Raw genomic sequence first — 14,146 nt, forward strand, 5'->3', positions numbered from 1 at the left:
CGGTTCAGCTCCCCTCGGAATGGTCGGCGCCGTTCAGCGCGTCCTGGAGTTGGCGCGCCCGGCTGCGGCGGCGCGGCACCGGCGGCAACTGCTGCCCGGGCAGCGGCGGGACGGGGTAGCCACCCGCCATCGGGTCGAACCCTCCCCCGGCCTCCGGCCGGGAGGTGCCCCCGAGCGGGCCCGCTTCCTCCTGCCTGTCGGGCTTGGCCCGGAAGGCGTCCCAGATCAGCGAGAGCAGCAGCACCGCGCCGACCGGCGCGCCCACGTAGAGCACCACCTGGCCGAAGCCGTGACCCTCGTTGCGCAGCGCCCGGACGCTGGCCACCATCACCAGCCAGACCAGCGAGACCGGGATCAGCACCTTCCACCCGAGCTTCATGAACTGGTCGTAGCGCAGCCGGGGCAGCGTGCCGCGCAGCCAGATGAAGAAGAACAGCAGCAGCTGGATCTTGATCACGATCCAGAGCAGCGGCCACCAGCCGTGGTTGGCGCCGGCCCAGAACAGCGAGATCGGGTACGGCGCCCGCCAGCCGCCCAGGAAGAGCGTGCTGGCGACCGCCGAGACGGTGACCATGTTGATGTACTCGGCCAGCATGAACATCGCGAACTTCAGCGAGCTGTACTCGGTGTTGAAGCCGCCCACCAGCTCGCCCTCGGCCTCCGGCAGGTCGAACGGCGCACGGTTGGTCTCGCCGACCATCGAGACGATGTAGACGATGAACGAGACCGGCAGCAACACCGCGAACCAGGTGGGCTGTTGGGCCGCGACGATCTCCGAGGTGGACATCGAGCCGGAGTAGATGAAGACCGCGGCGAAGGAGAGACCCATCGCGATCTCGTAGGAGATCATCTGCGCCGAGGAGCGCAGACCGCCGAGCAGTGGGTAGGTCGAGCCGGAGGACCAGCCGGCCAGCACGATCCCGTAGATCCCGATCGAGGCGGTGGCCAGGATGTAGAGCAGCGCCACCGGCAGGTCGGTGAGCTGCATCGGGGTGCGGGTGCCGAAGATCGAGATCTCGTTGTCGGCCGGACCGAACGGGATCACCGCGATCGCCATGAAGGCCGGGATCGCGCAGATCACCGGCGCCAGGACGTAGACCACCTTGTCGGCGCCGCGGACCACCAGGTCCTCCTTGAGCGCCAGCTTCACGCCGTCGGCCAGCGACTGCAGCATGCCCCACGGCCCGTGCCGGTTGGGGCCGATCCGCAGCTGCATCCAGGCGACGACCTTGCGCTCCCAGACGATCGCGATCAGCACGGTGAGCACCAGGAAGGCGAAGCAGAACACCGCCTTGAGCAGGATCAGCCACCACGGGTCCCGGCCGAAGAATCCGAGCGTCTCGTAGGCGGCGAGGTTCGCGTAGCCCATCACTCCTCCTCCCCTGCCGGGGCGATGGTCACCAGGTGGCCGACCGTGGTGCCGAGGGTGCGGTGGGCACCGCCCTCGGTGCTGTTGAGCGGGATCCAGACCGTGCGGTCCGGCAGCTCGGGGGTGATCTCCAGCGGCAGGCGCAGCGAGCCGGCCGGGCCGGTGACCCGCAGCAGCCCGGTGGCGCCGATCTCCGCCGCGGTGGTCGGCGAGAGCCGGGCGACGGCCGGGTGCCGGGTGCCCGCCAGGTGCGGGTCACCCTCCTGCAGCACGCCGCGGTCCAGCAGCAGCCGCCAGCCGGCCAGCACCGCCTGGCCGGTGGCCGGCCGGGGCAGCGGGGCCGGGTGGCCGGCCGGTGCGGCCGGGCGGTCGCCGGTCCACGGCGGCAGGGTGTCCAGCTCCAGCCGCGCGGTCCGGACGTCGGGCAGGCCGAGCCGGTGACCCAGCGCGTCCGCCAGCATGCTCAACACCCGGACGTCCGGGGCGAGATGGCCACCCATCTGTTGGTCGGGCTTGAGCGCGGCCTCGAACATCCGGACCCGGCCCTCCCAGTCCAGGAAGGTGCCGGCCTTCTCGGGCACCGCGGCGACCGGCAACACCACGTCGGCGTGCGCGGTGACGGCGGAGGGGCGCAGCTCCAGCGAGACCACGAAGCCCACGCGGGTCAGCGCCTCCTCGGCCAGCGCCGGGTCCGGCAGGTCGTCCAGGTCGACGCCGCCGACCAGCAGCGCGTCCAGGTCACCGTGCACGGCGGCGGCCAGGATCTGGCCGGTGTCCCGGCCGAGCCGGGTCGGCAGCTCGGCGACGCCCCAGGCGGCGGCGACCTCGGCCCGGGCGGCCGGCACGGCGACCGGACGGCCTCCGGGCAGCAGTCCGGGCAGCGCGCCGGCCTCCAGCGCGCCACGTTCGCCGGCCCGTCGCGGCACCCAGGCCAGCGCGGCACCGGTGGCGTGCGCGAGCCGCAGCGCCGCGGTGAGCGCGCCGGAGACGGTCGCCAGCCGCTCGCCGACCAGGATCACCGCGCCCGGTCGGCGGAGCAGCTCGGCGGCCCGGCCGGCGTCGTCGCTGAGCGGCTCCTCGGCGGCCAGCGCACCCAGCCACTCGGCCTCGGTGCCGGGCGCGGCGGGCAGCAGCGTGCCGCCGAGCTTGGCCAGCCCGCGCGAGCGGTGGCTGGCCACCGAGAAGACCGGCAGCCCGGCCCGGTTGGCCTTGCGCAGCCGCAGGAAGACGATCGGCGACTCCTCCTCCGGCTCGAAGCCGGCCAGCAGCACCACCGGCGCGCTCTCCAGCGCCCGGTAGGTCACTCCGTACCCGGTGAGATCGACCCCGCGGCCGGCCACCGCGGCGGCCAGGAAGTCGGCCTCCTCGGCGCTGTGCGGCCGGGCCCGGAAGTCCACGTCGTTGGTGCCGAGCACCACCCGGGCGAACTTGGCGTAGCCGTAGGCGTCCTCGACGGTGACCCGGCCACCGGTGAGCACGGCGGTGCGCGAGCCGGTCAGCCCCTCCGCGGCGGCGGCCAGCGCCTGGGGCCAGGAGGCCTCGACCAGCTCACCGCTGGCCCGGTCGCGGACCAGCGGGGTGCCGAGCCGGTCGCGCTGCTGCGCGTAGCGGAAGGCGAACCGGCCCTTGTCGCAGTTCCACTCCTCGTTCACCTCGGGCTCCTCGCCGGCCAGCCGGCGCAGCACCTTGCCGCGCCGGTGGTCGGTGCGCTGCGCGCAGCCGGAGGCACAGTGCTCGCAGACGCCGGGCGAGGAGACCAGGTCGAACGGGCGGGAGCGGAACCGGTAGGCGGCCGAGGTGAGCGCGCCGACCGGGCAGATCTGGATGGTGTTGCCGGAGAAGTACGACCGGAAGTCGTCCCCCTCGCCGATCCCGACCTGCTCCAGCGCGCCGCGTTCCAGCAGCTCGATGAAGGGGTCGCCGGCGACCTGCTGGGAGAACCGGGTGCAGCGGGCGCAGAGCACGCAGCGCTCCCGGTCCAGCAGCACCTGGCTGCTGATCGGGACCGGCTTCTGGTACGTCCGCTTGAGGCCCTCGAAGCGCGAGTCCGCCTGGCCGTTGGACATCGCCTGGTTCTGCAGCGGGCACTCGCCGCCCTTGTCGCAGATCGGGCAGTCCAGCGGGTGGTTGATCAGCAGCAGCTCCATCACGCCGCGCTGGGCCTTCTCCGCCACCGGCGAGGTCACCTGGGTGCGGACCACCATGCCCTCGGCGACCGGGATGGTGCAGGAGGCGACCGGCTTGCGCTGGCCCTCGATCTCCACGATGCACTGCCGGCAGGCGCCGGCCGGTTCGAGCAGCGGGTGGTCGCAGAACCGGGGGATCTGGACGCCGATCCGCTCGGCCGCGCGGATCACCAGGGTTCCCTTGGGGACCTGGAGTTCGACGCCGTCGATGGTGAGCGTGACGAGGTCGGTGGCGACCTTCGCGGTCGGCTCGGTCATCGTCATGCGTGCACCTCCCTCTCGGTGGCGGGCTGGGGGGTGGGGCCGCGGTCGGTGTCCGCCCAGACGGTGGCGGCGGCCGGGTCGAACGGGCAGCGCCGCTCGGTCAGATGCTGCTCGTACTCGGCGCGGAAGTACTGCAGCGAGGAGGCGATCGGGCTGGCCGCGCCGTCGCCGAGCGCGCAGAACGACTTGCCGTTGATGTTGTCGGCGATGTCGAGCAGCTTCTCCAGATCGCCGTCGACGCCCTCCCCGGCCTCGATCCGCCGCAGCAACTGCACCAGCCAGTACGTTCCCTCCCGGCACGGGGTGCACTTGCCGCAGGACTCGTGGGCGTAGAACTCGGTCCACCGGGTGACCGCGCGGACCACGCAGGTGGTCTCGTCGAAGATCTGCAGCGCCTTGGTGCCGAGCATCGAGCCGGCCGCGCCGACGCCCTCGTAGTCGAGTGGCACGTCGAGGTGCTCGTCGGTCAGCATCGGCGTCGAACTTCCGCCCGGGGTCCAGAACTTGAGCCGGTGACCGGAGCGGACCCCGCCGCTGACGTCGAGCAGCTGACGCAGCGTCACCCCGAGTGGTGCCTCGTACTGGCCGGGGTTGGTGACGTGCCCGGAGAGCGAGTAGAGCGTGAAGCCCGGGGACTTCTCGGTGCCGAGCGAGGTGAACCACTCCTTGCCGCGGGCCAGGATGGCCGGCACCGAGGCGATCGACTCGACGTTGTTCACCACGGTCGGGCAGGCGTACAGGCCCGCGATGGCCGGGAAGGGCGGGCGCAGCCGGGGCTGGCCGCGGCGGCCCTCCAGGGAGTCGAGCAGCGCGGTCTCCTCGCCGCAGATGTACGCGCCGGCGCCGGCGTGCACGGTGACGTCCAGGTTCAGGCCGGAACCGAGGATGTCCCTGCCGAGGTAGCCCGCCGCGTACGCCTCGGCGACCGCCGCGTGCAGCCGGCGCAGCACCGGGACCACCTCGCCGCGCAGGTAGACGAAGGCGTGGTCGCAGCGGATCGCGTAGGAGGCGATCACCATGCCCTCGATCAGCGCGTGCGGGTTGGCGAAGAGCAGCGGGATGTCCTTGCAGGTGCCCGGCTCGCTCTCGTCCGCGTTGACCACCAGGTAGTGCGGCTTGCCGTCGCCCTGTGGGATGAACTGCCACTTCATCCCGGTCGGGAACCCGGCGCCGCCGCGCCCGCGCAACCCGGACTCCTTGACCAGGGCGATCAGCGCGTCCGGCTCCATCGCCAGGGCGTTGCGCAGGCCCTGGTAGCCGTCGTGGCGCAGGTAGCTCTCCAGGGTCCACGGCCGGTGGTCGTCCCAGTGGGCGGTGAGCACCGGGGTGAGCAGCTTCTCGGCGGGTTCGGTGGCGTTCATCACTGCTCCGCCCCCTCGTTGCGCGGCGAGACCACCCGGGCGCCGGCGGTGCCGGGCAGGCTCTCGCCCTTGGCGAGCCGCAGGCCGGCCAGCGAGGGCGCGCCGCCCGCACCGGAGGCGTCCACCACGCCGGGGCGCTCGTCCGGGAATCCGGCCAGGATCCGGGCGGTCTGCCTGAAGGTGCAGAGCGCGGCGCCACGGGTGGGCTGCACCTCGGCACCCGCCCGCAGGTCGTCCACCAGCCGCGTGGCGCTCTGCGGGGTCTGGTTGTCGAAGAACTCCCAGTTGACCATCACCACCGGGGCGTAGTCGCAGGCCGCGTTGCACTCGATGTGCTCGATCGAGATCCGGCCGTCCTCGGTGGTCTCGTTGTTGCGGATGCCCAGGTGCTGCTGGAGTTCGGCGAAGATCTGGTCACCGCCGAGCACCGCGCAGAGCGTGTTGGTGCACACCCCGACGTGGTACTCACCGGCCGGGCGGCGCCGGTACATGGTGTAGAAGGTCGCGACCGCGGTCACCTCGGCCGTGGTGAGGCCGACCTGTTCGGCGCAGAACCGGATCCCGGTGGCGCTGACGTACCCCTCCTCGGCCTGCACCAGGTGCAGCAGCGGCAGCAGCGCGGAGCGGGCCTGCGGGTAGCGGGCGATCAGCTCCGCGGCGTCCGCGGCCAGCCGCTCGTGCACCTCCGGCGGATACGGTTCGGCCGGCATCGCCGGCAGGCCGAGTTCGACATTGCTCACCGGTCCACGCCTCCCATCACCGGGTCGATCCCGGCCACCGCCACGATCACGTCGGCCACCTGGCCGCCCTCGCACATCGCCGCCATCGTCTGCAGGTTGGTGAACGACGGGTCGCGGAAGTGCACCCGGTACGGGCGCGTCCCGCCGTCGCTCACCACGTGCACGCCGAGCTCGCCCTTGGGCGACTCGACCGCCGTGTACGCCTGCCCGACCGGCACCCGGAACCCCTCGGTGACCAGCTTGAAGTGGTGGATCAGGGCCTCCATCGAGGTGCCCATGATCTTCCGGATGTGGTCCAGCGAGTTGCCCATGCCGTCCGGACCGATGGCGAGTTGGGCCGGCCAGGCGATCTTCTTGTCGGCCACCATGACCGGTCCGGGCCGCAGCCGGTCCAGACACTGCTCGACGATCCGCAGTGACTGCCGGATCTCCTCCAGCCGGATCAGGAACCGCCCGTAGGAGTCTGCGGTGTCGGCCACCGCCACCTCGAAGTCGTAGTCCTCGTAGCCGCAGTAGGGATCGGACCGGCGCAGGTCGTGCGGCAGGCCGGTGGCCCGCAGGATCGGGCCGGTGGCACCCAGCGCCAGGCAGCCGGCCAGGTCGAGGTGGCCGACGTCGACCAGCCGGGCCTTGAACACCGGGTTGCCGGTGGCGAGTTTGTCGTACTCGTGCATCCGCGAGCGGAGCAGCTTGACCGCCTCGCGGACCTGGTCCACCGCGCCGGGCGGCAGGTCCTGGGCCAGCCCGCCGGGCCGCACGTACGCGTGGTTCATCCGCAGGCCGGTGACCAACTCGAAGACGTCCAGGATGACTTCGCGATCCCGGAAGCCGTAGATCATCAGTGTGGTGGAGCCGATCTCCATGCCGCCGGTGGCCAGGCAGACCAGGTGCGAGGCGATCCGGTTGAGCTCCATCATCAGCACCCGGATCACGCTGGCGCGCTCCGGGACCTGCTCGGTGATGCCGAGCAGCTTCTCGACCGCCAGGCAGTAGGCGGTCTCGTTGAACAGCGGGGTCAGGTAGTCCATCCGGGTCACGAAGGTGGTGCCCTGGACCCAGTTGCGGAACTCCAGGTTCTTCTCGATGCCGGTGTGCAGGTAGCCGATGCCGCAGCGGGCCTCCTTCACCGTCTCGCCGTCGATCTCCAGGATCAGCCGCAACACCCCGTGGGTGGAGGGGTGCTGGGGACCCATGTTGACGATGATGCGCTCGTCGTCGGCCCGGGCGACGGCCTCCACGACCTCGCCCCAGTCGCCGCCGGTCACGGTGAAGACCCGGCCCTCGGTGGTCTCGCGCGAGGCCGCTGCCTCCGCTTCGTGGTGGGTGCTGCTCATCAGGAGTACGACCTCCGCTGGTCGGGCGCCGGGATCTGGGCGCCCTTGTACTCGACGGGGATGCCGCCGAGCGGGTAGTCCTTGCGCTGCGGGTGGCCCAGCCAGTCGTCCGGCATCATGATCCGGGTGAGCGCCGGGTGGCCGTCGAAGACGATGCCGAAGAAGTCGTAGGTCTCCCGCTCGTGCCAGTCGTTGGTCGGGTAGACGCCGACCACCGACGGGATGTGCGGATCGGCGTCCGGCGCGGTGACCTCCAGCCGGAGCAGCCGCCCGTGCGTGATCGAGCGCAGCTGGTAGACGGCGTGCAGCTCGCGGCCCTTGTCGGCCGGGTAGTGCACGCCGCTCACCCCGAGGCAGAGCTCGAAGCGGAGCGCCGGGTCGTCGCGCAGCGTGCGGACGGTCCGCGGCAGGTGCTCGCGGTCGATGTGGAAGGTCAGCTCGTCGCGGTCGACCACGGTCTTCTCGATCACGTCGAACGGGTCGAGGCCCTGCTCCTCCAGGGCGCCCTCCAACTCGTCGGCGACCTCGTCGAACCAGCCGCCGTACGGGCGCTCGCTCGGCCCGGGCAGCACCACGGGGGCGGACAGGCCGCCGAAGCCGGAGGTGTCGCCGGTGCCCTGGGCGCCGAACATGCCCTGCCGGCGGCCGACCACCTCGACCGGGATCTCCTGGCGGGTGGCCGGCACGGCCGTGGTCCCGGGATCCGGAGTACGGGGTTCGTCGCTCATCGCAGCAGCCCCATCTCGCTGGTCGGGACGGCCCGCAGGGCCTGCTGCTCGGCCTCCTCCTCGGCCCGGCGCCGGTTCACCCCGAGCGGCTCGTGCTGGATCTTGTCGTGCAGCTTGAGGATGGCGTCCATCAGCATCTCCGGGCGCGGTGGGCACCCCGGCAGGTAGATGTCCACGGGCACGATGTGGTCGACGCCCTGGACGATCGCGTAGTTGTTGAACATCCCGCCCGAGGACGCGCAGACGCCCATCGAGATGACCCACTTCGGGTTGGCCATCTGGTCGTAGACCTGGCGGAGCACCGGCGCCATCTTCTGGCTCACCCGGCCGGCCACGATCATCAGGTCGGCCTGCCGGGGCGAGCCCCGGAAGACCTCCATGCCGAACCGGGCCAGGTCGTAGCGGCCGGCGCCGGTCGTCATCATCTCGATGGCGCAACAGGCCAGCCCGAAGGTGGCCGGGAAGAGCGAGGCCTTTCTCACCCACCCCGCCGCGGTCTCCACGGTGGTGAGCAGAAAGCCGCTCGGCAGCTTCTCCTCGATTCCCATCTACCCATCCCTCTCAGTGGCCTCAAATCCCGCTGGCTGCACGGCCGGTACGACCGGCCGGCGACGCTCGCCGGTGCCCGTGGTCACGAGTCCCGGTTCGCTACTCCCACTGCTCGCTAGTCCCACTCCAGGCCGCCGCGCCGCCAGACGTAGGCGTAGGCGACGAAGACGGTGGCGATGAAGAGGAGCATCTCGACCAGCCCGAAGATCCCCAGGGCGTCGAAGCTGACCGCCCACGGGTAGAGGAAGACGATCTCGATGTCGAAGACGATGAAGAGCATCGCCGTCAGGTAGTACTTGATGGGGAACCGACCGCCGCCCACCGGCTGCGGGGTCGGCTCGATGCCGCACTCGTACGCCTCCAACTTGGCCCGGTTGTAGCGCTTCGGGCCGGTCAGGGCGGCCATCGTGACGGAGCCGACCGCGAAGGCCGCCGCGATGGCACCGAGTACGAGGATCGGCACGTAGGCATTCATTGCCGCCGCTCCCTCCGTCCAGTCCAGTCGTCCTTGACTGCAGATCGGAACTGCCGGGTCACTGTGCGGTGAACCGGCGATCCGGTTCCCGGGATCCACCTCATGTGAGGCAGTTCACAAAGCCCGGATCGAGCGCATCCTATGCCTGTCTGCTTGTGATCTGCGACACGCAGTCGGAGCGGATCTTTGTGATCTACACCACCTCGCGAACCGGTCGCAATGGCGGCTTGTCGCGAGATATGAACGCAACGAACGCAAATGGTCGCAAAGCGTCACTTTTTTCGGCGAACCGGCTGGTCAGAACCGTGTTCCCATATCAACTATGCGTCGCTCTTAGCAAATTTCTGAGCTTCATGTTGACGTGCTAATGAGCCTCACCCGCACGAGTGGACAACCCGCGCCACGCGCTTGACCGTGCGTTCACAAATGCACAAGGCGCGGGCCGGGACGGGGCCTTGGGTCAGGCCGCGACGGGTCCCCCGACCGGCTCCGCCGACGCACCGGGCAGGGCGCGGCGGCCCCACTCGGTGCCCGCCAGCACCAGCGCGCCGCCCAGCGGCCCGAGCGCGCCCAGCCGGTCGCCACCCAGCCACTCGGCCCGCCACAGCCCGGCCGGCCCGCGCCGGGCCGCCACCCCGAGCGGCGGCAGGACGACGGCGAAGCGCGGTACCGGCATCGGCACCACGGTCTCCGGCCTGGTCAGCCGCTTCACCGCGAGGTAGCCGGATCCCCGGACCACCGCGACCAGCAGCACCGGCAGGTCCTGGACGGCCCCGCGGGCCGCGGCTTGTGAAGACGTTCGCATGGGCCGTCGTTCCGCGCCGCCGTCGAACGGATCAGCGCCGTTTCACCCCGTGGACACTGGGCACGATGGAGTGAACATGTCACGCACCGTCAGTTCCCGCTTCCCCCGCCCCGGAGGTCACCCCGTGCCCCGCAGAAGAAGACTCGCCACCGCCGCGGCCGCCGCCACCCTGGTCCTCGCCGCCACCAGCGCCGCCTCGGCCGCCACCGTCACGCCGAACGCCCAGCCCGCCCCGGCCCCGCCGACCACCACCACCTGCGGGTACAAGGCCGCGGTACCGGTCGACGACTTCAAGGGCATCCCGGTCTTCGACGCCAGGAAGGCCGCCAGGCCGTACCAGGCCACGCTGCGCACCAGTCAGGGCGCGATCACCTTCCAGGCGCTGACCGCCCAGGCGCCGTGCACCACCTACTCGTTCCGCTTCCTCGCCGAGCGCGGCTACTTCAACGGCACCCACTGCCACCGGCTCACCACCAAGGGCATCTACGTACTGCAGTGCGGCGACCCGACCGGCACCGGCAGCGGCGGCCCCGGCTACTCCTTCAACGACGAGAACCTCACCGGCGCCACCTACCCCGCCGGCACCGTCGCGATGGCCAACGCCGGCCCGAACACCAACGGCAGCCAGTTCTTCTTCGTCTGGAAGGACACCCAACTCCCCGCGGCCTACACGCCGTTCGGTCGCGTGACGGCGGGCCTGGGGGTCCTCCAGAAGATCGCCGCCGGCGGCGAGGACGACCAGAACGGCCCCGGCGACGGCTACCCGACCCTCCCGGTGAACATCAACCACGTCCGCATCGGCGGCCGTTGACCCGAGCCGGACGCCCGGCGCCCGGCACCCGGCCGGGCGTCAGGCGTTCGGGGCGACCTTGGCCAGTCCGTTGATGATGCGGTCCATGGCGTCGCCGCCCTGCGGGTCGGTGAGGTTGGCGAGCATCTTCAGGACGAAGCGCATCAGCAACGGGTGGGTGAGGCCACGTTGGGTGGCGAGCTGCATGATCTTGGGGTTGCCGATCAGCTTCACGAAGCCCCGGCCGAGCGTGTAGTACCCGCCGTAGACGTCCTTGAGCACCGCGGGGTAGGCCTGTAGGGCCCGCTCCCGGCCGCCGGCGGTGACCCGGGCGTGGGCCTGGATGATGGTGCGGGCGGCGATCTGGCCGGACTCCATGGCGTAGGCGATGCCCTCGCCGTTGAACGGGTTGACCATGCCGCCGGCGTCACCGACCAGCAACAGGCCGCGGGTGTAGTGCGGTTGGCGGTTGAAGGCCATCGGCAGCGCGGCGCCGCGGATCGGGTCGGTCATGTTCTCCGGCGTGTAGCCCCACTCCGCCGGCATGCTCGCGCACCACGACTTGAGCACCTCGCGCCAGTCCAGCTCGCCGAAGGCGGGCGAGGAGTCGAGGATGCCCAGGCCGACGTTGGAGGTGCCGTCGCCCATCCCGAAGATCCAGCCGTAGCCGGGCAGCAGCTTCTTCTCGCCACCGCGGGTGTCCCAGAGCTCCAGCCAGGACTCCAGGTAGTCGTCCTCGTGCCGGGGCGAGGTGAAGTACGTGCGGTAGGCGACGCCCATCGGGCGGTCCTCGCGGCGGTGCAGGCCCATCGCGATCGAGAGCCGGGTCGAGTTGCCGTCCGCGGCGACCACCAGCGGGGCTCGGAAGGTCACTTCGCGCTTGTCCGCGCCGAGCCGCGCGGTGACACCGGTGATCCGGCCGGTCCGGTCGTCCAGCACCGGGCCGCTGACGTTGCACCGCTCGTAGAGCCGGGCGCCGGCCTTCTCGGCCTGCCGGGCCAGCAGTTCGTCGAAGTCGGCGCGCTTGCGGACCAGGCCGTAGTCGGGGAACGAGGACAGCTCGGGCCAGTCCAGCTCCAGCCGGACGCCGCCGCCGATGATCCGCAGGCCCTTGTTGTGCAGCCAGCCGTTCTTGGTCGAGACGTCGATGCCCATGTCCACCAGCTGCTTGGTGGCGCGCGGGGTCAGCCCGTCACCGCAGACCTTCTCCCGGGGGAACTCGGTCTTCTCCAGCAGCAGCACGTCCAGGCCCGCCTGGGCGAGGTAGTACGCGGTGGCCGAGCCCGCCGGACCGGCCCCGACCACGATGACGTCAGCGCTGCTCTCGACGGCGGTCTCGGTCACGGGGGCAGTCACGAGGGCACACTCCTGAGCACTGCGGGGGTACGGAACCCGAGCAGTCTACGGGGTGCCCACGACGGCGGTTCGCGACGTGTCAGACCCGGGTCGCGCGGTGCAGCGCGACGATGCCGCCGGTGAGGTTGCGCCAGGCCACCTTGGACCAGCCGGCCTGCTGCAGCCGCGCGGCCAGGCCGGCCTGGTCCGGCCAGGCCCGGATCGACTCGGCAAGGTACACGTACGCATCGGGGTTGCTGCTGACCCGGGTGGCCACCGGCGGCAGCGCGCGCATCAGGTACTCGGTGTAGACGGTCCGCAGCGGGGTCCAGGTCGGCGTGGAGAACTCGCAGATCACCACCCGGCCACCGGGCTTGGTGACCCGGTACAGCTCGCCCAGCGCCGCGTCGGTGTCGTGCACGTTGCGCAGCGCGAAGGAGATGGTGACGGCGTCGAACGAGGCGTCGGCGAACGGCAGCCGGGTCGCGTCGCCGGCGGTCAGCGGCAGTTCGGGGTGCCGCTTCTTACCCTCGGTCAGCATGCCGATCGAGAAGTCGCACGGGACGACCCGCGCGCCCGCCGCCGCGAACGGGAGCGAGGAGGTGCCCGTGCCCGCGCCGAGGTCGAGCACCAGGTCGCCCTCCCCCGCGCCGACCGCGTCGGCCACCGCGCGTCGCCAGGCCCGGGCCTGGCCGAGCGAGAGCACGTCGTTGGTCAGGTCGTACTTGGCCGCGACGTCGTCGAACATGGCGGCGACTTCGTGGGGCTGCTTGTCCAGAGAGGCTCGGGTCACGGACCCCATTCTTCACCCTGTGCCGCGCACCCCGGCGCGCGGGCTCGGCGAGCGCTCCCGGAGCACCCCACCCGCGACCCGGGCACCCGGCTCAGCGCAGCGCCCGCCGGCCACCCTTCTTGCGGCGCCGGGAGCGCTTGCCGTGGGTGATCGCCGGCATGCCCTCGGCCAGCGCCTCGGCGGCCAGCGCCACCGTGGTCCGCACCCGGGGCCGCTTGAACCAGCTGCCGGCCGGCGCGTACTGCTGCCGGTGGCGCAGGATCCGCCCGACGCAGAGCAGGCAGAGCAGCAGCGCGACCGGCACGCTGATCTGCGCCAGGCGCACGCCGACGGCCTGTGGGTAGTGCTGGTCACAGACCCGGACCGCCCCCGGGTCGTCGGCGGCGCGCTCCAGGCAGATCGGGTCGCCGACCTTGGCGCCGTCCGGCAGGGTCAGGTCGGCCGCGGTGTGCTGCTGCCCGCCCGCCGGGTAGCTGACCGAGCTGTAGGTCGCGCTGCCGCCGGAGAGCTGGGTGATCGTGCCCTGGACCCGGACCGGATCCGCGGCGATCTTGTCCGCGAGGTCGGCCTGCCGCCAGCCGAGCAGGCACATGCCCAGCGCCAGCACAGCGCTGAGCACCGCTCCGAGGTACCAACCTCGACCGATCCTGGGTGCCGCGGACGACGATCGCATGCTCTCGGGGGACCTGGCTTCCGGGTCGGGACCTGGGGGCAATTGGGGATCGTAACCGCTGGTGGGCCCTCAGGTCACGGCGAGACCGATTCAGAACGTCGACCGGAGAAGGGAGTTCGGGTACGGATGGTCGTTCGGGCCGGCGGCTCAGCGGCGCCGGAAGAGCAGCCGACCGGCCAGCACGGTACCGAGGCAACCCGCGCCGAAGACCGCGAAGTCGGCCCGACCGCCCACCTCCAGCACCCCGTACGGCACCGCCGCCTCGAACCCCGGCAGGTCGTCGCCCGTGGGCTCCCCCGCGAACGGCGGTCCGAACGGCACCACCACCAGCAGCCCCGAGCGGCTCACCGCGGTCCGCACCGCCGGCTGCTCGAACGGCCCGGCCAGCGCCGTCGTGCCGTGCGCCAGCATCCGCTGCAGGCCGCGCCGGGCGCTGCCGCCGAGCGCCGCCTGGTCCAGGCCCGGCGGCAGCGGGAGCGGCTGCTCGCCCAGCCCCTCGCGCGGGTCCGGGTGGTAGCGGTGCTCCAGCAGCGGGCCGCCGTACGGGTGAGCCAGGCCCGGCGTCAGTCGCCCGTCCCACTCCCGCACCCGGGCCCGTGGGTGCGCCGCGGCCAGCTCCTCGTACCGGCCGAGCGCGGCCACCTCGTCCCCCCGCACCAGCACCGCCCCGTCGGGGATCGACGGGGCGGTGGCGGCGGGCCGCAGCTCGGCGGCCCGGTGCAGGGTCAGCATCGGCGGACCGGG

The 14,146-nt window shown here is 71.9% G+C and carries 14 protein-coding genes; 1 reads left to right on the top strand and 13 read right to left on the bottom strand.

Translation table 11 applies throughout. The features are described from left to right. Nucleotides 1-4: 4 nt before the first annotated feature. From nuoH to ACIGXM_RS08605, 9 genes are all read right to left on the bottom strand, one after another. Nucleotides 5-1,369: an NADH-quinone oxidoreductase subunit NuoH gene (nuoH, locus tag ACIGXM_RS08565; RefSeq protein ID WP_396558236.1), complete on the bottom strand. Its 1,365-nt coding sequence runs from the start codon at nt 1,367-1,369 to the stop codon at nt 5-7. Further along, nucleotides 1,369-3,819 (bottom strand): NADH-quinone oxidoreductase subunit G, encoded by a 2,451-nt coding sequence (locus tag ACIGXM_RS08570; RefSeq protein ID WP_396558238.1) that lies wholly within the window; start codon nt 3,817-3,819, stop codon nt 1,369-1,371. The genes nuoH and ACIGXM_RS08570 overlap by 1 nt, the downstream gene beginning before the upstream one ends. Then, nucleotides 3,816-5,180, bottom strand: coding sequence for an NADH-quinone oxidoreductase subunit NuoF (nuoF, locus tag ACIGXM_RS08575; protein WP_396558240.1), 1,365 nt, complete (start codon nt 5,178-5,180; stop codon nt 3,816-3,818). The genes ACIGXM_RS08570 and nuoF overlap by 4 nt, the downstream gene beginning before the upstream one ends. Next, nucleotides 5,180-5,890, bottom strand: coding sequence for an NADH-quinone oxidoreductase subunit NuoE (gene nuoE / locus ACIGXM_RS08580; RefSeq protein WP_396558386.1), 711 nt, complete (start codon nt 5,888-5,890; stop codon nt 5,180-5,182). Before nuoE ends, nuoF begins: the two co-directional genes overlap by 1 nt. A gap of 26 nt (nt 5,891-5,916) precedes the next feature. Further along, entirely contained in the window at nt 5,917-7,254 is a 1,338-nt protein-coding gene (locus ACIGXM_RS08585) for an NADH-quinone oxidoreductase subunit D (protein WP_396558242.1), read from the bottom strand. Next, a complete protein-coding gene (locus tag ACIGXM_RS08590) occupies nt 7,254-7,982 on the bottom strand; it encodes an NADH-quinone oxidoreductase subunit C (RefSeq protein ID WP_396558244.1) in 729 nt (242 codons plus the stop codon). The genes ACIGXM_RS08585 and ACIGXM_RS08590 overlap by 1 nt, the downstream gene beginning before the upstream one ends. Continuing rightward, a complete protein-coding gene (locus ACIGXM_RS08595) occupies nt 7,979-8,530 on the bottom strand; it encodes a NuoB/complex I 20 kDa subunit family protein (protein ID WP_396558246.1) in 552 nt (183 codons plus the stop codon). The genes ACIGXM_RS08590 and ACIGXM_RS08595 overlap by 4 nt, the downstream gene beginning before the upstream one ends. A gap of 116 nt (nt 8,531-8,646) precedes the next feature. Next, nucleotides 8,647-9,006: an NADH-quinone oxidoreductase subunit A gene (locus ACIGXM_RS08600; RefSeq protein ID WP_396558248.1), complete on the bottom strand. Its 360-nt coding sequence runs from the start codon at nt 9,004-9,006 to the stop codon at nt 8,647-8,649. 460 nt (nt 9,007-9,466) lie between these two features. Then, nucleotides 9,467-9,811, bottom strand: coding sequence for a hypothetical protein (locus ACIGXM_RS08605; RefSeq protein WP_396558250.1), 345 nt, complete (start codon nt 9,809-9,811; stop codon nt 9,467-9,469). A 76-nt stretch (nt 9,812-9,887) separates the two neighbouring features. Here ACIGXM_RS08605 and ACIGXM_RS08610 point away from each other — a divergent pair, with 76 nt between their 5' ends. Next, on the top strand, nt 9,888-10,622 hold the full coding sequence (locus tag ACIGXM_RS08610; protein ID WP_396558252.1) for a peptidylprolyl isomerase: 735 nt from the start codon (nt 9,888-9,890) through the stop codon (nt 10,620-10,622). Between the two features lie 39 nt (nt 10,623-10,661). On the opposite strand, the gene ACIGXM_RS08615 is transcribed toward ACIGXM_RS08610, so the two are convergent. From ACIGXM_RS08615 to ACIGXM_RS08630, 4 genes are all read right to left on the bottom strand, one after another. Then, entirely contained in the window at nt 10,662-11,945 is a 1,284-nt protein-coding gene (locus ACIGXM_RS08615) for a geranylgeranyl reductase family protein (protein ID WP_396558387.1), read from the bottom strand. A 91-nt stretch (nt 11,946-12,036) separates the two neighbouring features. Continuing rightward, nucleotides 12,037-12,729, bottom strand: coding sequence for a demethylmenaquinone methyltransferase (locus tag ACIGXM_RS08620; protein ID WP_396558254.1), 693 nt, complete (start codon nt 12,727-12,729; stop codon nt 12,037-12,039). Nucleotides 12,730-12,820: 91 nt separating this feature from the next. Next, nucleotides 12,821-13,348 carry a hypothetical protein gene (locus ACIGXM_RS08625; protein ID WP_396558256.1) on the bottom strand — a complete coding sequence of 176 codons (528 nt, stop codon included), beginning with the start codon at nt 13,346-13,348 and terminating at the stop codon, nt 12,821-12,823. Nucleotides 13,349-13,549: 201 nt separating this feature from the next. Further along, nucleotides 13,550-14,134 carry an imidazolonepropionase-like domain-containing protein gene (locus ACIGXM_RS08630; RefSeq protein ID WP_396558258.1) on the bottom strand — a complete coding sequence of 195 codons (585 nt, stop codon included), beginning with the start codon at nt 14,132-14,134 and terminating at the stop codon, nt 13,550-13,552. Between the last annotated feature and the right edge of the window lie 12 nt (nt 14,135-14,146).

The organism is Kitasatospora sp. NPDC052896 (assembly GCF_044547075.1).
Lineage (GTDB): Bacteria > Actinomycetota > Actinomycetes > Streptomycetales > Streptomycetaceae > Kitasatospora.

What these genes read in the sequence shown, in the direction of transcription:
- nuoH (WP_396558236.1), bottom strand. Translation starts at nt 1,369, where the DNA reads ATGGGCTACGCGAACCTCGCCGCCTACGAGACGCTCGGATTCTTCGGC.
- ACIGXM_RS08570 (WP_396558238.1), bottom strand. Translation starts at nt 3,819, where the DNA reads ATGACGATGACCGAGCCGACCGCGAAGGTCGCCACCGACCTCGTCACG.
- nuoF (WP_396558240.1), bottom strand. Translation starts at nt 5,180, where the DNA reads ATGAACGCCACCGAACCCGCCGAGAAGCTGCTCACCCCGGTGCTCACC.
- nuoE (WP_396558386.1), bottom strand. Translation starts at nt 5,890, where the DNA reads ATGCCGGCCGAACCGTATCCGCCGGAGGTGCACGAGCGGCTGGCCGCG.
- ACIGXM_RS08585 (WP_396558242.1), bottom strand. Translation starts at nt 7,254, where the DNA reads ATGAGCAGCACCCACCACGAAGCGGAGGCAGCGGCCTCGCGCGAGACC.
- ACIGXM_RS08590 (WP_396558244.1), bottom strand. Translation starts at nt 7,982, where the DNA reads ATGAGCGACGAACCCCGTACTCCGGATCCCGGGACCACGGCCGTGCCG.
- ACIGXM_RS08595 (WP_396558246.1), bottom strand. Translation starts at nt 8,530, where the DNA reads ATGGGAATCGAGGAGAAGCTGCCGAGCGGCTTTCTGCTCACCACCGTG.
- ACIGXM_RS08600 (WP_396558248.1), bottom strand. Translation starts at nt 9,006, where the DNA reads ATGAATGCCTACGTGCCGATCCTCGTACTCGGTGCCATCGCGGCGGCC.
- ACIGXM_RS08605 (WP_396558250.1), bottom strand. Translation starts at nt 9,811, where the DNA reads ATGCGAACGTCTTCACAAGCCGCGGCCCGCGGGGCCGTCCAGGACCTG.
- ACIGXM_RS08610 (WP_396558252.1), top strand. Translation starts at nt 9,888, where the DNA reads ATGTCACGCACCGTCAGTTCCCGCTTCCCCCGCCCCGGAGGTCACCCC.
- ACIGXM_RS08630 (WP_396558258.1), bottom strand. Translation starts at nt 14,134, where the DNA reads ATGCTGACCCTGCACCGGGCCGCCGAGCTGCGGCCCGCCGCCACCGCC.